The sequence below is a fragment of the Helicobacter sp. MIT 14-3879 genome (assembly GCF_003364125.1).
The window spans coordinates 22,805-44,054 of sequence record NZ_NXLP01000012.1; the positions used below are offsets into that span (position 1 = coordinate 22,805).

12 protein-coding genes are annotated in these 21,250 nt (G+C 36.4%); 8 read left to right on the forward strand and 4 right to left on the reverse strand.

Features of this window, described 5'->3' with window-relative positions:
• Nucleotides 1-129: 129 nt before the first annotated feature.
• The 4 genes from CQA44_RS07420 to pyrE all read left to right on the forward strand — a co-directional run bounded on the left by CQA44_RS07420 (nt 130) and on the right by pyrE (nt 4,474).
• Nucleotides 130-996 carry a plasminogen-binding N-terminal domain-containing protein gene (locus CQA44_RS07420; protein ID WP_258864935.1) on the forward strand — a complete coding sequence of 289 codons (867 nt, stop codon included), beginning with the start codon at nt 130-132 and terminating at the stop codon, nt 994-996.
• Nucleotides 997-1,208: 212 nt separating this feature from the next.
• On the forward strand, nt 1,209-1,691 hold the full coding sequence (gene secG / locus CQA44_RS07425; protein ID WP_181881820.1) for a preprotein translocase subunit SecG: 483 nt from the start codon (nt 1,209-1,211) through the stop codon (nt 1,689-1,691).
• Nucleotides 1,692-1,748: 57 nt separating this feature from the next.
• On the forward strand, nt 1,749-2,306 hold the full coding sequence (gene frr, locus CQA44_RS07430) for a ribosome recycling factor (protein ID WP_115546641.1): 558 nt from the start codon (nt 1,749-1,751) through the stop codon (nt 2,304-2,306).
• Nucleotides 2,307-3,823: 1,517 nt separating this feature from the next.
• Nucleotides 3,824-4,474 carry an orotate phosphoribosyltransferase gene (pyrE, locus tag CQA44_RS07435; RefSeq protein WP_181881821.1) on the forward strand — a complete coding sequence of 217 codons (651 nt, stop codon included), beginning with the start codon at nt 3,824-3,826 and terminating at the stop codon, nt 4,472-4,474.
• Between the two features lie 124 nt (nt 4,475-4,598).
• On the opposite strand, the gene CQA44_RS12410 is transcribed toward pyrE, so the two are convergent.
• Both CQA44_RS12410 and fliI read right to left on the reverse strand, forming a co-directional pair.
• Nucleotides 4,599-4,814 (reverse strand): hypothetical protein, encoded by a 216-nt coding sequence (locus CQA44_RS12410; protein ID WP_147289764.1) that lies wholly within the window; start codon nt 4,812-4,814, stop codon nt 4,599-4,601.
• A 160-nt stretch (nt 4,815-4,974) separates the two neighbouring features.
• Nucleotides 4,975-6,375 carry a flagellar protein export ATPase FliI gene (gene fliI, locus CQA44_RS07440; RefSeq protein WP_115546642.1) on the reverse strand — a complete coding sequence of 467 codons (1,401 nt, stop codon included), beginning with the start codon at nt 6,373-6,375 and terminating at the stop codon, nt 4,975-4,977.
• 81 nt (nt 6,376-6,456) lie between these two features.
• Here fliI and tig point away from each other — a divergent pair, with 81 nt between their 5' ends.
• Nucleotides 6,457-7,749 carry a trigger factor gene (gene tig, locus CQA44_RS07445; protein ID WP_115546643.1) on the forward strand — a complete coding sequence of 431 codons (1,293 nt, stop codon included), beginning with the start codon at nt 6,457-6,459 and terminating at the stop codon, nt 7,747-7,749.
• Nucleotides 7,750-10,285: 2,536 nt separating this feature from the next.
• Here tig and alaS read toward each other — a convergent pair.
• Complete coding sequence (gene alaS / locus CQA44_RS07450) at nt 10,286-12,973, reverse strand: alanine--tRNA ligase (RefSeq protein ID WP_115546644.1); 2,688 nt, start codon at nt 12,971-12,973, stop codon at nt 10,286-10,288.
• Between the two features lie 42 nt (nt 12,974-13,015).
• Complete coding sequence (locus CQA44_RS07455; protein ID WP_258864936.1) at nt 13,016-14,884, reverse strand: AAA family ATPase; 1,869 nt, start codon at nt 14,882-14,884, stop codon at nt 13,016-13,018.
• 595 nt (nt 14,885-15,479) lie between these two features.
• On the opposite strand from CQA44_RS07455, the gene ffh reads away from it, so the two are divergent.
• The 3 genes from ffh (at nt 15,480) to CQA44_RS07470 (ending at nt 20,657) form a co-directional block, all read left to right on the forward strand.
• Complete coding sequence (gene ffh / locus CQA44_RS07460; RefSeq protein ID WP_115546645.1) at nt 15,480-16,811, forward strand: signal recognition particle protein; 1,332 nt, start codon at nt 15,480-15,482, stop codon at nt 16,809-16,811.
• A 54-nt stretch (nt 16,812-16,865) separates the two neighbouring features.
• Nucleotides 16,866-17,588, forward strand: a complete 723-nt coding sequence (locus CQA44_RS07465; RefSeq protein ID WP_147289765.1) for a tetratricopeptide repeat protein — start codon at nt 16,866-16,868, stop codon at nt 17,586-17,588.
• 1,065 nt (nt 17,589-18,653) lie between these two features.
• Entirely contained in the window at nt 18,654-20,657 is a 2,004-nt protein-coding gene (locus CQA44_RS07470; protein ID WP_181881822.1) for a secretin N-terminal domain-containing protein, read from the forward strand.
• Nucleotides 20,658-21,250 lie beyond the last annotated feature (593 nt).

The window sequence follows — 21,250 nt, forward strand, 5'->3', positions numbered from 1 at the left end:
TCGTTTTATCTCTTTTAGCAATGCAACATGCAGTATTGTGCAGTATTGCAACCAATCCACTTTCACGCATTGAATCCTTGTTAAGATACTTGAGTTATAATGCCGCATGTATTTTGAAATGGAGATGATATGTTGCGATATTTCTTTGTTGGTGTGTTTGTTCTCTTTTGTCTTGGTTTGCATGCTCAAAGCAATATCCATGAAAGCTACATGCAAGATAATCCACCTAAAACACCACAAACACTTGCAATTTCAGATAGCACACTCACAGAGGTAAGAAACCTTACTCAAGTTGAAATCACACAAATTAGCCATATAGAATCTCATAAAGACAAAACACTTATTACACTGCCCAATATGAGCCTTAGGATAGGAGAAGTAGGCATTATCACGCGCGATTTAGAATCCTATCAAGCAATCGTGGCAAATGTTGAGATTATTCATATTGAAGGAGTCAATGCTATTGCTAAGGTTATTCCCTTTAATCAGTTAAAGCAACCTTATTTACCTACCCCTAGACTCACGCCGCAAGAGGGCGATAAAGTCATTTTTAGAATCTACAACAATAAAGCCTTTTTAATCGCTCCAGATAAATATAGCTACGATACCATTTCATCGCAATATTCTTTTATAGATTTTATTAATTCAGATTTGCTTATGGGATTTCTTAATTCACAAGGAAAGCATGACCCTACACCCAAGAATCTCCCTAAAGCTTGCAATGAGTACGCGGCAGGACTTGTGTTTATTGTAGGTAGTAAAACACTTGCTGTGCTGAATTGTCAGAATCTAAGCACAATTTATCAGTATGATATTGTTCTCCCTGATTCTATCACGGCACAATCCCCTTTTTACACGCGCATACATTTTGATGGAGGTGGTTCGCTCACCTATGTCTTTGCCTCCAAGAAAAGTAAGGATTACTTTGGCTATTATGATTCTCTTATTCACGCAGGCAGACAATCAGAGAATACACTATCAGAGAAAAAGCAGTAGCTTTTAGAGCTTCTAAAATTATGAGCCTGAAAGGCATACTATTGATATTCTGATATTCTCTAAGCTATCAAAGTTAATCTTTTATTGATTGCTATTAATCTTATTTTGATAGAATCCTTATTTTCAAATTTTTGAAATGTTGTGTTTTGTGTTGTGCATTAAAGTTTTCTTTGCTTATAGAGATTTGCAAAATCGAGGTATTAGGAGTGTTTATGACTAGCTTTTTGATTGTCTTACAAGCTATTTTATCTGTCATAATAGTGGTTGTCGTTTTATTGCAGAAAAGCTCAAGCATTGGTTTAGGTGCTTATAGCGGGAGTAATGAAAGTCTCTTTGGCGCAAAAGGACCTGCGAATTTTATGGCGAAGATTACTATGCTTTTAGGATTTATCTTTATAGCAAATACTATTGCATTAGGCTATCTCTATAATGTAAAAGCGAACAAAAGCATTGTAGATGGCGTTGATATACCTAAAGAGACTCTGCCTATTTCTGTGCCATTTGATGGCTTTAATACAAGCAATACCACGCCTCTTAGTAATCCTAAACTCCATGCCACTCAACCCCAACTCACACCAAATATGGAAGGTAATACCGACATTCCAGCAAGTGTTTTTGGTGCGCCTACTCCTACAACAAATGCTAATCCTAGCATAGATTCTAGTGTGCCTGCAAAGACACAAGATAAAAAATAAGAAGATGAGACAGGAATTTGCGAATTTAAGTAAGCCCTTTAGAGTCAAGGAGATGTTATGTTACAAGATATCTATAAAGATACAAAAGATTCCATGCAAAAAAGCCTCAATGCCTTGCAAAGAGATTTTGCTACTTTGCGAAGCGGTAGAGTAAATGTCGGCATACTTGATAATATTCGCATAAGTTATTATGGCACTCTTATGCCTCTGTCTCAGGTAGCAACAGTACTCGCCCAAGATGCCAATACCATTATTATTACCCCATGGGAGAAACCCTTGGTTAAAGATATTGAAAAGGCAATACAAGAAGCAAACATTGGTGTTAATCCCAATACAAGTGCTGATTCTATTAAATTATTCTTTCCGCCTATGACTTCGGAGCAACGTAAAGAAACCGCCAAGCAAGCACGTGCAATGGGGGAAAAAGCAAAGATAGCCATTCGCAATATTCGTCAAGATTCCAACAATAATATTAAAAAGCTAGAAAAAGATAAGACAATAACCATAGATGAAAGCAAGAAGGGTGCAGATGAGATTCAGAAAATTACTGATGAGCATAGCAAAAAGATAGAATCTATGGTAAAGGCAAAGGAAGAAGAAGTTATTAAGATATAGATGTTATACAACATTATTTGAGACACTCATAATTAAGACGTCTCTTGATAGTGCGTGTATTGACTATCAATTTGGATATATTCATAAATTTTTATAAAGAGCAAGGAATTAATTGATAATAATCTTATTTTCTCTAATGATAGATTAATCCTTAAGTACAAGCTTACTGACTTTCACACACTTTCTTACACGCAATTAGAAGCGGCGTTAAACTATGCCCAAGAATAGAGAAAAGTAGAACCCCCCCCTTTTTTTGTTTTAAACAATACACAACTATGTTTCTTATGGAGATTCGCAATTAAGGATAAAAGAGGAGAGTCATAAACAAGAGAATAAGAACATTTAAAGAGTCTCAAGAGCATTAAGGGATTAAAGCATACAAGAAATAAAGATAAAAAGCCTAGCATTATCTCACTCAAAGAACAAAAAGAGTTGAAGCATTTAATGAGAGAGATAAAGAAAATTCATAAAACAATATCTAAGCATGAGAGAGCGTCTAACGAAGTATTGGAGTGAGTCATAGTAAAATAAACTACACAAAGAAGCTTGAGAGTTACAAAAGAACTTTCAGCATTAAGAATACAAGCATAAAACATGCAAAAGATTCACAACACTGCAGCAAGGATTCACACATGCAAGAGATAAGGCAAATCTCTCTTTAAGAGAGCCATGCAGAGATAGAGAGCATGTAGCTATTGATTGAATCTTGCTAAAGGGTGATATAATCTTTCAATCAGGCTCAAGCTTGTATTCCTACCTAATGTGTGGTAATTAAGGTGGGGTGATTCTTAATGGAAAATGTCAAGATTATTGGGGGATTATAGTGTTATTATCTGCAATCCCTCATGAAGTATTGTGCGTTATACATGTTTAAGAACTCTCACCCCTCTTGTTTGTCATGTATCTCAAAAATCTGTTTTGTATTATCTATCATAAAAACAACACAGAATCTTATTCTAAGAGAGCATTTATCTTGTTTTTTATGTTCTTTATGCACCTATCTTTTTTAATCTTGGGTCATAGTAATCATAGAATTTGAAAGCAATCAGAAATGAAAGCACCTTATCTAAAGGCGTGAAGTATTGAGTAAATCTTAAAGAGAATGTGGGTAATTATACGCAGGAATGATAAGGGAGATTCTTAGTCTTAGACTAACAGAGGTAAAAGTTTGGATAAAGAACTTATAAGCAGTGAGAGCAAACAAGTAAAGCAATAAAGAGTTGGTTACTAAAATTTGTTATCATTCATTATGGAGTTTTAAGAGCTTTTGTTGAGTTTTATCTGTTACTTGACAAAACTATACACATAAACATCAGACAACCTTGTTTCTCTATCTGAAAGAGTGTTAAGGTATTGTATGAAGTAAGTGCGCAAAATTCTATGCTTAAGTGCAAGGAATACATTTGATAATCTTATTAACGCTTAATATCTGGGTATAAGGATTTTAAGATTTAAGGTTCTTTTAGAGAATTTGGATAATTATCAATGGCTTTAAATCAATATATTTGGAGAATAGTATGGCAGACAACACTGCAATAAACATAGAAAATATTTATAAGAAATACAATGCCTTATTGGAAGGACACTTTCTCTTAAGTAGCGGTAATCATACAAAATTTTATTTACAATCAGCAAAAGTTCTGGAGTATCCTCAGATAGCGCAGAAATTAGCTCTAAGCCTAGCCGCGTTAATCAAAGAGCATTCCATTGAGGTAGAGTGTGTTTGTTCCCCTGCGCTTGGTGGAATCTTAGCGGGATATGAACTTGCTAGGGCATTGGGTGTGCGATTTATTTTTACAGAGAGAGTCAATAGTGAGATGATGTTAAGACGAGGATTCCAAGTAACAAAAGGAGAGAAAGTTTTAATCTGTGAGGATATTATTACCACAGGAGGAAGCGCGCTTGAGAGTGCTCAATGTGTAGCCCAACAAGAGGCTAAAATTGTAGCTTTTGCTGGGCTTGCAAATCGTGGATTCTGTAAGGCAATTCTACCAAATAATCAAAAAGGCAATGAGGGAAGCAAGATACAAGCACAATCTCCTATTTGTAAGCTTCCGTTAAGCCTTCCTCTATTTGCTCTTGCTAACTTCTCTTTTGATATTTATCCCGCTGATTCTTGTCCATTGTGTAAGGATTCTATTGCCTATAAACCGGGTAGCCGTAATTAATACATCGCATGTTTGATTCTAAAATAAATGAAGTTCATTATGCTTAACAGAATAGAATGTTTTGAATCTTGGTCTTACACATATCGCTATAATTTCTCTTTGAAACTTATAAAAACAAGCTTCCTTAATCAATGGGATTTTTGCATTCAAGACAAACACTTCTATGAAGTAGTTTGATAAGATTTTGTGCCTGCTTTAACTTACTCTGTATATGAAAGTGAGGAGATAAGATTCTTTGCTGTTTTGTGTCATAGAAAATTATTTTCTCAAATAAAGACTTGCAGTTTAGGTTGGAATATAACATTGCTCCATTTGCGACATGAAAGCATGATTCTGCCATATCTTATCCTGTTTAATAAGGAGGCAGCCAAAGGTATCTTATTATAAAGGTATCTTATTTTGGTTGTGTCCTTAGGTCTATTCTCGCTTAGAATCTCAATTTATTGCGCCTTGATGACAAATCATAATTATGTAGTAGCAATCATTCAGAGATTCAAACATTACGCGGTGGAGTGAGTGATAGTCATTAATTGTTCTAGTGCATCATTAAAATTTGATTGGACATTTTCTTCTTGTCCAAGAAATTCCTCCATAAGAGACTTTTTATCAATGGCTTCATCAAGTTCAGCGTCATTGCCTTTGTGATAACTACCAATGCGTATTAATACCTCATTTTCCTTTAACAAAGCTTGCATGCGACGGAATTTTCTTGCTGCAATTTTGTGTTCTTGTGAAATAATATCGTGCATAACCCTTGAAGATGAATGGAGAATATTAATTGGCGGATAAATTCCAAAGTCTGTAAGGTTTCTATCTAGCATGATATGTCCATCTAATATACTTCGACTCTGGTCGGCTATGGGGTCATTCAAATCATCGCCCTCAACAAGCACCGTAAAAAATGCGGTGATACTTCCTTTCCCCTCTTCTTTACCTGCGCGCTCTATTAATTGCGGCAAGATACTTAGCACAGACGGTGGATAACCCTTGCTTGTGGGAGGTTCTCCAAGTGCCAAACCGATTTCTCTTTGCGCCATTGCAAATCTTGTTACAGAATCCATGATAAACAAAACGTCATGCCCCTGTTCTTTGAAAAACTCTGCTATTGCCATAGCAGAAAAAGCTCCGTATTTTCGCATAAGAGGGGAATCATCGCTTGTTGCTACGACAAGCACTGTGTTTTCAAGATTCCCACCAAGATTTTTTTCGATAAATTCTGGAACTTCTCTGCCCCTTTCGCCGATTAACGCTACGACTTTAATTTGCGCTATACTGCCCTTAACAATCATACCCATAAGCGTGGATTTGCCCACACCAGAGCCTGCAAAAATTCCCATTTTCTGCCCTTTCCCACAAGTAAGCAAAGAATCTATGCTTTTTACTCCCACGCTAAAAACTTCATTAATTAACCCGCGTTTGAGTGCTGATATGGGCGTGCTAATAATAGGCGTGCAGGCACTTGCATTAAGATTTCCCTTATTATCAAGAGGAATGCCAAGCGGATTAATCACCCTACCTAGCAACCCCTCTCCAACAGGAATATTTAACCCTTCTTTAGCAATAGTAACTTTATCGCCGCTTTTAAAGCCCTCTGTGAAGCTAAAGGGGCTGACACTAAAAATTTCTTTATGTGTTGCAATTACAATGCCTTCTGTGCGCGTTTCATTACTGCGTATGAGCCAAACCACATCGCCTACACTTGGGGATAAACCTGTAGCTTTGATAATGTTGGTTTCTACTGAAATAATCTCACCAAAATTTGGAGAAAGATTCTTTGTAGCATTTAATTTTTGCTTAAGGTTTGCTATAGAAGTGATACGTGGCTGAGGAATATGAGGTATAGAAATTGGAGAATTACTTAGAGAATCCTCTCTTGGGGTAAGAGTATTGGAATCTGACATTTTTACTCCTTAAAGATTTACAAACAATGAAATTTTGGTTACAATACGCGAATTATAACTTAAAAATCCTTAAGGACTGCCATGAATGCACAAAGAGTAAATGACGCAAATGCTAAAGCAAGCGGTAGAATTTCTACTGATGAAATTAATAAACAGCTTGATTTGCTTGCAAATAAGTATGCTAAAACCGCTAAAATTGACGGTTTTAGGAGGGGTAAAGTGCCTATAAGTGTTATAAAATCTCGCTATAAACAAAATCTCATAGAAGAATCCCGACAAAAAAGTATTGACACATTTTATGCTAATGCAATCAAGGAATTAGGATTAGAACAAAAAGATGTTATAGGACAACCTTTAATAGTAAAATTTGAAGAAAACGATAACGGCATTGAACTTGAATTAAAAATTGGAATCACCCCTAATTTTACTGTGGATAACGCCCTCTCTTGTATGCCAAACTTCGACTTAGAAGAAATTACTAGCAAGCAAGTTGAAGAGCGTCTTGCAGAACTTGCAAAAAGTCGCGCTCCGATTGTAGATTCTAGTGAGACAACACTCAAAAGTGGATATGTTGCTAATATCGACTTTGAGGGATTTTTAGACAATAAACCATTTGATGGCGGAAAAGCAGAAGGCTTTAATCTAAGCATTGGCTCCAAACAATTTATTCCGGGTTTTGAAGATTCTATCATTGGTATGAATGTAGGGGAAGAAAAAATGATTAATGTAACCTTTCCCAAGAATTATCAATCATCCAATCTAGCAGGTCAGGCAGTAGAATTCAAGGTAAAGCTCAATAGCATTAAGCAGAGAGGTGAAATCTCAATTGATGATTCTTTTGCAAAAGCAATTTTGGGTGATTCAGAAGAAAATACTTTAGAAAAACTCAAAGAGCAAATTAAAAAAGATTTAGAACAAGAATCTAAAATGAAGCTTTATAACGAGAAGTTGAAAGAAGAGGCACTGAATAATATTTCTAAAGCATTTCATTTTGATTTACCCGAGAATATTTTAGAACAAGAAATGAATGTTCTATTCAATAATGAAATTTCTATGTTAAAACCAGAGGAAATAGAAGAACTGAAAAATAATCAGGAGAAAAGCAAAGCTCTCTATGAAGCACAGAGGGAAAAGGCGAGAACAAGCGTAAAGGTAACTTTTATTATTGATAAGCTTGCTAAGCAAGAAAAGATTAACGTCAATGATAATGAGGTTTTTCAGACTTTGTATTATGAGTCTATGATGAGCGGATACAACCCACAAGAAGTCATTGAAAATTATCGTAAGAATAACCTCTTGCCTGCAGTGAAAATGGCAATAATTGAAGATAGAGTGATTGCGCATTTGCTTGATAAAAGCAAAGGCTTAAAGTAATTACATTCATGCAGTCAGGATTCTGAATCAATGTCATGATATATGGTATGAAATATATCATTAATGATTGATTATTCCTTACACTTTTTCTCTTTAATGAGAGCAAGAGTGCTTACCCTTGTATAGACGCATAAATGGCAAATAACATTATCAAGCGTTAGAGAAAATCAAGTTTTGTGAGAAAATATAAGAGGGTACAAGACAGAAAGCTAGACATAATGTATCAATAGTTAATTTGTAGATTTTCTCTCGTATCTTTTAATTTTACTGTGGATAACGTTATGCGGTGATGACTTTCATCATACGCTTATCATTTAGTTAGTCATACTCACCTCAACAACCAAAAGCCTTTACTTCATACTTGATAAACGTTATCCAATCAAATGAATGAATCCTTTGCGCAGGTGCATGCTGCTTTGCTGATATATCGACTAGGTGTTCTCACTCTCTTGCTACAAGTAAGGCATTGCAATAACTTAACTATTTCTTGTTAATTTTATAGCCGACAATGTTGCAATAATAGTAAGCATGAATACTTCAATGACTATTGGGAATAAGCAGATATTTTTTACGCTTTTGAAGTTTTACGGTTAAACAAGCTAAAAGGACAAGTATTTATTGAGCTTTATGCCTATTATTTAGCTATTTTAGGCATACGAAGTTTTGAATCCTTAGGTTCATTTGTTGTCAATGCTTATTGAGAATAACGCAAGGGATAGGGATTTATTGTTATAAAGCGATGTTTGACAGTAAGATTTTGATAGTCAAGATAAGATTTTGTATCTGCGCTTTCTCAAATCTAGGTAAATGTTAGAATCTTGTAGGATTTGTTGTATGAGATGTAAGTTGGCAGGTTTTTGCCCGATAGATTCTAACTTTTAACTTTATGGCTCTGGCTCATAATCAACTATGAGAAGCCAATTAGCTATGCGTCATTTATTGCGATAGCTTAACTTGTAGAAATGAGTAGAGATAAAGCTTAGAATCTGTTCCATACTTTATCATTTAGAATCTTATGACTTTCTACATACATAAGAATTGGTATCAAGTTAGCCACTTTGCTTATTCGACCTATTTTATCTTAGGAATGTGCATAATAACGAGAAAACCTGAAGTGAAAAGGACACCATAATCATCTTGCGTAATAGATTCTGAAGTAAAAAAGTGTTGCGCATTCGCGTCCCGTGATAACCTAAAATCCTTTTATTTTTTGGCTAAAATATCTAATGTGTATCAAAAGAGCAATAGGCAATGCTCTGTGTATTACTTTTGTTGTATTGAATCTTGAATAAGCAGTATCTCTCTATTGCTTGGGGGATAGTGTTTGATAAATCGGATTGAGCATGATAGAGCAGCGTGCTTACCTCTTGTTTTACCCTCTCTTGAATCTTCTACTTGATATTTTGCTTTAATAATCTTTAAATCTGGAATTTAAAATTCTCTAACACTCTATTGAGATTTTCTTTGTTGAGAGATTGTCGCTTCATCTCATTTTGTTTGAATCCTTGCAGAACTTATACATTTTTTATCCCAGATTTATGGAAACAGACTTATTTTCTAATCCTTTGCTTAAAATTATAGCAACGCTCCATGTCTCTTATGAGAGATGAAAAAGCATAAAACATGCAAAAGATTCACAACACTGCAGCAAGCAAGGTTTAAGTCTATAAGAGATTAAGGCAGAATACTCTTTATCATAAGAGAGCATGCCAAGCATAGAGAGTGATTATTCAACAATCTTTCAAAAGATTAGGAATCTCAACCCTAAGATTTAGCGATACACATAATTGATTTGCTTAAAAATTTATCATGATATAGGGATTTATAGCGAGGGCAAGGTGTTCTTGCTTTGATTGAATTCTGAATCACAAACATATTGAGTAAGATAGTTTCTAAAAGATAGGTTTTAAGATTTGACGTATTAAACTTCAGCTTTAGGTAAGAATTATGAAAATTAAAGCAAATGTCAAGAAAGAAACAAAAGACATTTTTCACTCTGTCATTACAGAAACTTTAGAGCGGCAATTCATAGCAATGAATGTCTCACCCTACAGTCTATGCTTGTTGTTGTGCTACTTCACTACTTGCAAATGACAAATTGCTAGTTTTGTACAAAGCGCAATCTCTATCATTGAGAGCGACTAATAGGAGTGAAATCCTCTGTAATATAAATTGAGCTTAGAATCCACCTACCAATCCATTTTAATTTTATAGCTTGAATCCCTAACTTGATTCCCTCGAGATTTTTGTATGCTAAAAGATTTCAGATTTCTCATTTACAGACATTATCTAAAGCAATAAAATATATCATTTACTTAACCTTATCATGATTCAGTCATATATTTATGCCGTCATCTATAACTTCAGCAAGACAGTGTATAGAATCTAGATTCTAAAGCAAGTGCATTTATCATAAATTCGCGATTAATCTGCTAAAAGATTCTCTGCCTTGTTTTCTTTAGGTAGCTTACAGGGTATTATTTATCCTTAAAACCTTTGTTCCCATCTTCTGTAACCTACATAAGTCTCAAAGTCTTTATCTATTCTCACTGTTTCTTACAACTTCTCTAGCCATTTCCCTTGCTTTGATTAATGCCTCATCAATTTTATCCAAATCCCTACCTCCAGCTGTGGCAAAATCATCTCTGCCCCCGCCATTGCCCCCTAGCACAAGTGCGACTTGCTTCACCCACTCCCCTGCCTTAAGGGGCGCATTTTTTACACCTGCGACAATGTTTATCTTGCCCTTGTCCTCTGTGAGTAGCAAAATCGCCACGCGCTCATTTTCGTTCTTTGCCCTGTCAATGATAGCTTTCACCTCGCTTGATGAGAGAGAATCTAGCTTCACAACGATAAGTTTCACCCCCGCAATCTCCTCGTAATCAAGGTTTTTCACGCTCAATCGCGCCCGCGTGGCTTTGTCTTTTAGTTCGCTAAGTTGGGCTTTGAGTTTATCAATACCCTGTATCAGATTCTGCGCCTTAAGACTTTCTTTCGCGCTGTTAAGCTCCCTCAAGGCTGCCTTGCCATAGTGATAGGCTGCTGCACCACACACGGCTTCGATTCGCCGCACCCCGCTAGAGACACCGCTTTCTTTAGTGATATAGAAGCTCCCAATCTGCGCTGTATTAGGGATATGAATCCCTCCGCACAACTCGATAGAATCTCCAAAAGTAATCACGCGCACCGTTTCTCCATATTTCTCACCAAAGAGTGCCATTGCTCCCTTTTCCTTAGCAGATTCTCTACTCATCGTCTCACACACTTGGGGGCTTGCGGCGAGAATCTGCGCATTCACATCGCTCTCAATAGATTCTAATTCCTCAAGCGATAGGGCTTTGGGGTGAGAAAAATCAAAGCGCAAACGATGAGATTCTACAAGGCTGCCTGCTTGGGCGATATGACTGCCTAGAATCTTACGCAATGCAAAATGCAGTAAATGCGTAGCCGAATGGTGTTTAGCAATCTCAAAGCGCGCGGCATCTACTTTTGCATACACCTCTTGGTGCCTGCTTAATGCCGCTAAAGACTTTACTTTGGAGAGATTGAAATCAAAAAATTTCTGCGTATCAAGCACCTCTGCTAATTTGGTTGGTGGGCTAGATGTCCTATCGAGGGCTATGTTGTGCTTATGGGGAGCGAATAAGACACCCTTATCCCCCACAGGTCCGCCAGATTCAGGATAAAATGGTGTCTTATCTAGCATTATCCAACCTTCCTGCCCCTGCTCTAGCCTCTCTACTTGATTCAGGTGAGAATCAAACAAGGCTTGAATGTTGCTCCATTCATACTCGCGCTCATATCCAACAAACTCATTCTTATCAAAGTTCTTGAGCAGATAACCCATATCGCCACTCTTGATTTTATCACCACTCCCTTTCCAGCTAGCTTTTCCTCTATCTCTTTGAGCATTCATATAAGATTCAAATGTCGCCAAATCAATCTCAATGCCATCTTCGCGCAGCATATCTTGGGTCAAATCAAGCGGAAAGCCATAGGTATCATAGAGCTTAAAGGCAACCGCCCCATCAAAAATCTGCTTCCTACCTTGCTTTGTAGAATCTAATTCTTTGCTGAAAAGACTCATGCCGCTTTCAATCGTTTCAAAAAACCGTCTCTCTTCCTCTTGACACTGCTGCAATATCGTGTCTTTGCGCTCAAGCAAATAGCCATAGTGTCCGCCCATAGATTCACAAACTGCCCCGACTACCTGATACAAAAATGCCTGCTTAAGCCCTAGCAAATACCCGTGTCGCACGGCTCGCCGCAAGATTCTACGCAACACATAGCCGCGCCCTTCTTTGTCAAAATGCACGCCTTGTGCGAGGAGGAATGCTACACTTCGCGCGTGGTCGGCTATGACGCGAAAGCTTGCTTGAATCTTCCTTATCTCTGCGATTTGTAGCGCACTAAAGCCCATTGGATTATCCAGCACCGTATCATCGTGGTAGTATTTCTTGTGCGTGATTTCCTCAATCTTGCGCATTAGAGGCGCAAAGAGCGAGGTATCAAAGTTGTTTATCTTTTTCTCTAAGAGGGCTACTACGCGCTCTAGCCCCATACCCGTGTCGATACTTGGCTTGGGTAGGGGCGTGCGGATTCCCTCTTTTTGTTCAAACTGCATAAAGACGAGATTCCAGATTTCTAGGAATCTATCCCCCTCGCCACCGAAATAATCTTCATCAGAGTGAAAATATTTCTCTCCTTGATCAACATAGATTTCACTGCAAGGTCCGCAGGGTCCGCTATCGCCCATTTGCCAGAAATTATCCTTATCGCCCATTCGCTTAATGCGACTAGGCTCGATATGCTCACACCACAGCGCATAAGCTTCATCATCACTTTGATGAATCGTTACATACAACAGGGACTTATCAAAGCCAAGTATGCGCGTTACAAACTCCCACGCATAGGCAATAGCGTCCTTTTTGAAATAATCCCCAAAGCTAAAATTACCTAGCATTTCAAAGAGCGTGTGGTGGCGCGCAGTATAGCCGACATTCTCTAGGTCATTATGCTTGCCCCCTGCGCGGATACATAGCTGCGAAGAAGTGGCGCGCGAAGAAGTGGGGAGAGGGATTTTACCCGTGAAAATATCCTTAAACTGCACCATTCCCGCATTGGTGAAAAGTAGACTTGCGTCATCAGGCACAAGAGGCATTGAATCATAAACCTTGTGCGATTGGGTTTGGAAGAAATTGAGATATTGTTCTCTTATATTCATTATTTTCCTTTCATGATTAATTACAACTTCATCGATTATAGCTTATTCAAGCGCAAGAATCTGTCGCATATCTTCTTTGTCTAGCTTTTCTTTTTCAAGCAGTGCGTTAGCAATTATAAATATATATTGCTTATGTGATTGGATAAAATCTCTATGTTCGCTCTGCGCTTGCGCTAAAATTTCTGCTACATCTTCTTGTGTGCCAATAAGCGTTGAACCCATACCATAGTCCTTACACATGGTTGCTGCGATTTTCTTTGCTAATGCTAAATCATTCTTGGCGAGACTAGCAGATTCTAGCCCCTCTATCTCTAGGGCAATATTCCCGCTTAATGCGATTTTTATCTGTGTTATAAGCTCACTTTTAAGAATACACTCTGATAAATTTTGAAATCTCTCTTGTTGCATATTGTTATAAGCAACCAAAGAGATTTTATCAAAGTCTGGCAATAACCAGTATTGTGATATTGCTTTACCTGCATTATAAATCGCAATCATTCGTTTTTGTTCTCTTGAGAGAGTACTTTGCTTCTTTGTACCGAAAATAACTTTATCGCTTGTTGCTAAAATATCTTCTGTGGTAACAAAATCTCTCTTATGACGTAAAGCATTAATGGCTGCTTCATTGATTAAAGAGGCAATATTTGCTCCGCTAAAGCCTACACATAATCTTGCAATTTCTGGGATATTCACGGTATGGTTACGTTGTTTGAGATAGACTCTTAAGATTTCTTCACGTTCTTTCATATCGGGTAAATCCACAAATATTCTTCTATCAAATCGCCCGCTTCTCAATAGCGCACTGTCAATATTCTCTGCTTGATTGGTAGCACCAATAACAATAATACCGCTTTGCTCACTAAATCCGTCCATTTGTGTTAGAAGTTCATTGAGAGTAGATTCCCACTCCTGATGATTATCAATACCGCGCATTTTACCTATAGCATCAATTTCATCAATAAAAATAATGGCAGGAGCATTAGCTCTTGCTTTTGCAAAAAGCTCACGCACTCTTTGTGCGCCAATGCCCACATACATTTGCACAAACGAAGAGCCACTTTGATAAAAAAAGGGTACTCCTGATTCCCCAGCAACTGCTTTAGCTATCATGGTTTTACCAACTCCCGGGGGACCTGCAAGCAAAACACCTTTGGGGAGATAGATTCCTAAATCTTGGTATTTTTTAGGATTTTTCAGATAATCAATGATTTCTAATAATTCATCTTTTGCTTCCCCAATGCCTGCTATATCCTTAAAACGTACATTACTCGTCATTGGGATAATAGTAAGGGACATATCATTATATTCATTTGTGGATTTGTAGGTAGATTCTCCGCTAGAGTGCTGTGTCCATAATCCTCTTCTATGCTGCTGCATTTCCCATTGCTCTGTAAGGTTTCTCTGTCTAACGATAAGATAAATATACCAGATAATAAAGGGGATTAAGCCTAATAAGAGGGCAAGCACACAATAAAAAATCTTCTCGTTAAAACTCATTTTTTCTTGAAGAATAGAGAGATTAAGATGCGCAATTAAAGGGGCAAGTTGAGATTGCGTATTAACACAAACCGCTCTATTGGAATCTAATTGCTTGCATATTTTGCTTTCAGAATCTGTCTGCAAAGATTCTGTGCTGTGTGATAAAATCATTGCTTGAGGAATAAGCACAGATTCAAGGTTTTCCTCTAGGAATGAACGTAAGGGAATTGCATAAATACTACCATTGATTGCATGAAAATACAGGGACTTAGAATCTAGAAAGATGTCTTGTATCTTTTGTGTCTTAAGAATCTCTTGCATTTGTGCCTTAGAAATCTCAATACTTTTATCTTGTAGAACAACCAAAGACACAAGCATAATCAGAATAATCCAAGCAAATGCTAACGAAAAAATTAGCCTTTTAATAGTCATCGCATTTCCAAACAGGGAGTAGTTCTTAAATTTATAAGACGTCATTATACCCTAAAAGCATAATCCAAAAAATGAAAAAGCTATTTGTCGCTTGGTTGAATGCTTAAAGGTCAATATCAACTATGCACCACCTTAATAGCTTAATGTAGAGGATTACTTCTCAAATTGTCAAGACACCAATTGTTGGGGCGACCAAATCTTGCAAACCTTGCGCAACGAAGCAAGTATGTTTGAACAATTAGGAGAAGTAATTAATGCGTTCCACAAATTTTGGGTTAATTGAGCTTAATCATGTAGCTATTTGTGCCTATTTACAAAGTTTTGAAAAGGGCAATAACACCAAGATTCGTCAATGCAGACAACATTTGTGCTATCTCTGCCATTACAATTACATAAATTTTCTTAGTATTCAATATTAACTTTCATTCAAAATTTCTTATTTATGTATTGAGAGTTAATCATTTTCCTGTGATAGCTTAAACGCATCATGAGTATTAGGTAAGTTTTGTTATAATCATGCAGTATTAAAACAATGAAATTTGAATAAGATTCTATAAATATCTTTTAACATTTATTATTTTATAAGGGACAATTAATGTTTGAAAATTTAAGCAATGGATTTCGCAGCACAATAAATAAAATGCGCTTTAGTGATGATGAAAGGTCTTTGGATAGGGCATTAGATGAGCTGAAGAAAGTTTTGCTAAAAAGTGATGTCTATCATAAAGCGACAAAAGAAATACTCCAAAAGACAAAGATTAAAGCTAAAGAAAAAGGGATAGGCAGGGATAACTTTTTACAAGCATTAAGCAATGCCTTGCTTGAGATTCTAGCCGTTAGCGGCAATTATGGCTTTACTTATGCCCAAAAGCCCCCTACAAATATTCTCATGGCGGGATTACAGGGTAGCGGAAAAACGACTACAAGTGCGAAGCTAGCTAATTATCTCAAATTACGCAATAAAAAAGTCTTACTTGTACCTTGCGATTTGCAAAGATTGGCAGCTGTAACGCAACTAAAGACATTGGGCATGCAAATTGAAGTAGAAGTTTTTGAATCTCATAGTCAAAATCCCATAGAAGTTGCCAAAGAAGCAAAACAGCACGCACTTGATTCGCAATTTGATGTTGTTATTTATGACACTGCAGGAAGGCTAGCGATTAGTGAATCTCTTATGCAGGAATTGCATGACATTAAAGCAGTTATTAATCCTCATGATATTTTTTATGTTGCAGATTCATTAAGCGGGCAAGATGGTGTGCGAAGTGCAGCTGGTTTCCACGAAAAGATTGGTTTAAGTGGGGTGATTTTAAGTAAATTTGATAGCGATTCAAAAGGTGGAATTGCCCTATCTATTGCTTATCAATTAGGGATTCCACTGCGCTTTATAGGTACAGGCGAAAAAATTGCCGACATTGATTTGTTCCTGCCAGACAGGATTGTCTCAAGACTTATGGGTGCAGGAGACATTGCAACTTTAGTAGAGAAAACTGCCACAGTGATTGATGCAAAAGAAGCAAAAGATATACATAAGAAAATTAAAAAAGGCAATTTTACTTTCACGGATTTTCTGAATCAGATTGAGAATGTTAAAAAGTTGGGTTCTGTAAGCTCGATTATGTCTATGATTCCGGGCATGGGAAATATGGCAAAATCACTTAAAGATGTGGATTTGGATAATTCCGAAGAGGTAAAGATTATTCGAGCTATGGTGAATTCTATGACCCCAAAAGAGAGGGAAGATCCAAGCCTTCTTAATGGTTCAAGGCGCAAACGTATAGCATTAGGTAGCGGATTGCATGTAAGTGATATAAATCGCACGCTTAAACAATTTGACCAAGCAAGCAAAATTGCCAAAAAACTTAGCCAAAAAGGTGGTGTGCAGAATTTCTTAGGCATGCTTTCTCAACAACAAATTCCGCGATAAATACTCTAAGAAGCAAAAAATTTATTCTAAGATTCTCAAATAAGGGAGTTGCTTTTGCGATTTTTTATTTTATTTTGTCTCTTTTTATATTGTTTAGTGGGGCTTTATGCGAATGCAAATCAAACAAAGGATAAAATTCCAACAAATACTCAAAGCAGACAAGCTAAAATTGCCTGCATTATTGATAATGATAAAAAAGCTTGCACAAAGCTTATATCAGATGGCTTATCAAACGTGTATGAATGTGATGTAGAAAAGGAGTGCGGGATTTTGGGTGTGATTTATCATCATGCAGGTAGAGATAAAGAGGCATTACCTTATTTTAAGAAGATTCATGAAATAAGCAATTTGGAAAACTATAATCAATTAGGAATTTTTTATAAACAAAATAAGGATTATGCAAATGCGAAGCGACAGTTTGAATTAGGTTGTGAGAAGCTCTATATGCAAAGCTGTTTCAACCTAGGTGTGCTTTATGAAAATGCGCTAGGTGTGAAAAGAGACTATGCTAGGGCTCTTAGTTTCTATGAGACTTCTTGTGAGCATCGTATTGATACTGCGTGCTATAACATTGCAATTTTGTATTTTAATGGGCAGGTAAATGCGTCATTTAATGCCAAAGGCGAGAAAAGAGCAACAAACACACAAGGCATTATGGATAATAATATTGCACAAGCAAAAGTCTATTTTGAAAAAGCATGCTCTATGGGGCATGAGGACGCTTGCGAATGGAAGAATAGGTTAGCCAAAGATTCTAAGACGCTCAATAACAAATAATAAGGGATTATTGTATTTTGAATCTTAGAGATAGCATCTTCAATGTGAGACAAGGCTTAAGTGTTAAGATTTTAATGAGGACTGCAATGTGTCTTCGTGTGTTTCTCTTAAGTGTTACCATGCTTCTTTATTGTGAGACCTTAAAAGCTAAAATGTGTGTAGGGTAAAACCACCCAAAATTGACGCGCGTACAAAATATCAAGCCTTCTTATAAATCCAAAACAAAACATTCAAATTTCATCAACAACAATGTCAATTTATAGTTAATGTATTACAACGGTTTGCTTAGCCAAAGAATCGAGGATTAGAGCTTAAAGGAGCAAAAAAATAAAAGGTGCAAGGTTGATGCTTGCATTCGGAAATAAAGCGCGCACTCATGTTATCAGGCGAGACGTGTCAATTGGAGAATGAATTTGAGATTTGCAGTTTGAGCCAAGTCTTATGTCTTACACAGCATGAATTTGAGAATGCCTTGCATACAAAAAGATTCTATTCGCCCGTCAAGAAAGTGAGAGTATTTCTCTTTACTGCGATGTGGTCTCTCTCTTTCTTCGTTATTCAATTTATTCTTTCTCTTTAGGAAAAACACAATTAAGTAGAATATCAAAGACTTTGTAGCTCTACAAACGACTTAACCGCCGACTTAACCGCATAGTAAAGAGCGATAGATTCAAGATTCCATAAGCAGCGTATTATGACACCTCATTAAGAAACTAAAGAATATATCACTTGATATATTAAGAAACTCACTTTATTCTTATAGCTCTCCACAAACCAAACCTTACTTTATAAGATAGGCAAAAACTGATACATAAGAGATATAAATCAAACTCTCCTACGCCCCATAAAAGAGAAAATATTGTTTTTAGTATGTAGAGGAGTGGAGAGCGAGCGGGGGTAAAGAATTTTGATTTTTACATTATTCTTTTGTGTATAATTGTGAAGAAAGGCTATGCACAAGAAATATAAAACATTTGATGAAAATAAAACAGGCTTAGTTGTTAAAGCCTATTTGATTTTGTTTATGGGTAATGACATCAGATAGTTTCAATGGGGGGAAACGCAATGACAGTATTAACAATAAGTGCGGATTTATTTCGCATAATGTGTGTTTTATTGCTAGTTTTATGTGTCCATTTTTCTTTGGCGAACGACATGGATTCTGAAGCTATAGAATCTCATGTGTCGGAATCTGCAATCATACAACATTACTCTATCATTCAAGATTTAAGAAATGCCTTTTCTGTGTATTCAACACTACATAATCCTGCAATCAATAAAGTAAGAAACAAGACAGCAATCAATCAGGATTCTCTGAGGAATGACACAGAATCTCCTTTCATCAATTCTTTTGAATACCCCACAAACGCCACTCTCTTTAATCATAGTTATTTAGATGCAAGATTTTCTATCAATAGCTTTGATTTATCGCATAATCAAAGCAAGTTTATCAACCATAACCCAAATATACATACAGAATCTCTTATGCAAGCAATAAACCCTATAACTCAAGATTCTGTGCAACACAATCAAGCAAATACCGCTGACACACCTTTTCTTAAGATTATTCCTACAGCCATAGAACCTCCTTTAGATATAGCCTTGCTTTCGCCTACCTGTAAAGACAAAACATTTAACCTCTCTAAAACTGAAACGCTAGATTCTAAAATGATTCTTAGCCAACTTGCTAAAGAATGTAGCTTTTCTATACAATATAGTCCAAGCATTAAACAAATCAGTGATACAAGTGTTATTAATGTTAAGCAGCAAACTCTGCAGTCTATTCTAGATCTTCTCCTTAAGGATATGTTCTATGAAGTTTATCCCAATCGCCTTGTATTAAAAGAAACGGATATGCGTATATTTGAATTAAATTATGTTTCCAGCACAAGAATGGCACAGAGCAATACAGATGTTTTGTTCTCTCAAGAACAAAACAGTAATTATTCATCCTATGGTACTCCCTATCAGGGTTACAACAGTCTTTATGGAAATAACTATATGGGTGGCTATAATACGGGTAATTATTATATGCCCAATGCCAATCCAAATCTGAATGCTTTTAATTCTTCATTTATACAGGGAATTATAGAAGGTAATCTTTTAAAACAACAACTCCGCAGTCAGATGAATAATAATATTACAGAATTTGGCAAAAGTGGCACAAAGATTTATTCTCTTGATGAGACAAATTTTTGGACAGATATAGAATCACGTCTCAATGTCTTGCTTGATACAAAGCTTGGTGATAAATTTATAATAGATAAAGCAACAGGACTCATTTCTGTTTGGACTAATAAAAAGAGAATGCAGGAAGTCTTTTTATTTCTTGCCTATATAAAATCCAAAATGAATTTGCAAGTAGCCATTGATGTCGAGATTCTTAGTCTTACACATTTTAATTCTAGCAGTGTTGGTATTGATTGGCAAGAAATTTTTAGAATCCTTAATCCAACACAATCTAGCTATAATCTTATTGCAGGTAGAGGCAGTGCGATTTTTACCCTACAAAACACTAACAACAATCTTAACGTGCTTTTTAATTTTCTTAGAACTTATGGCAATCTAAGAAGTCTCAGTAATCCTAAAATTATGGCACTAAATAATCAGCCAGCAATTATTAGTGTAGGTTCTGTACTCCGCTATTCGCAGGAGCTTGTTTATCAATCTAACAATGCAAACAACACGATACAAAACACAAGCACACAATATCCTAGTGTTTTTGCAGGAATTTTGCTTGACATTACACCCTCAATTAGTCAAGATGATATTATTTTACGTATTAATCCTGCTATTACCAAAACAAAAGATCCTGAATTAGAGAACGCCGCACAAGCTCTTTCTTCTCCGCCAAATTTAAGCACTAATCAGCTTTCTTCAATAGTCAAGCTAAAGGACGGGCAAAGGATTATTATCGGCGGACTTCTTAGTAATGTCAATCAAAATACAACACAGGGCATTCCAAAACTTGGTGAAATGAAAGGATTAAAAAGAGTGTTTGGTAAAGAGACAAAGGCACACAGAAGTGAAGAGCTTATCATTATTATCACACCAAAAATTGTGAGGTAATACAATGTGATATTGCCTGTTAAGAAGCAAGTGTCAATACAGCTTTATTGGAAGTTTAAGGTAATGTTTGCTTAATGGATTGCATTTTTTAAAACCAATACTTGAGGTTATGCAATATGCTTTCCTGTAATCACACAAACAAATACCATTTTGTCCAACTGAACATAAAACACACATCACTCTCAAGCAATCTGCTTCTTTAATGTTTGTTATCAACATCTGTTATAAATTGAGTTACAAGTTCTTGCATAAAGAATGCTTGCAATAGAGAATGAACATCGATTTACAGCTCTGAACTATGTTAGGATTCTAAATGCGCAATTCTTTATTGCTGCTTACAATCAATGAAGTCGGTGTTAGCGCTGACTCGTTTTTAAGTTTTTTAGATTTGATAATTGCCCAAAGAAATACAAAGTGGTTTCAGTGATTTTCTTGACTTATTGACTTTTTTAGTGTATAATTCTAGCTTTATTTATTTTTTGACTATCGCAACTTTAATTATGATGAATTTAATAAATTTTGCTGGTTTAGCTCAGTTGGTAGAGCAGCTGCCTTGTAAGCAGCAGGCCGGGGGTTCAAGTCCCTTAACCAGC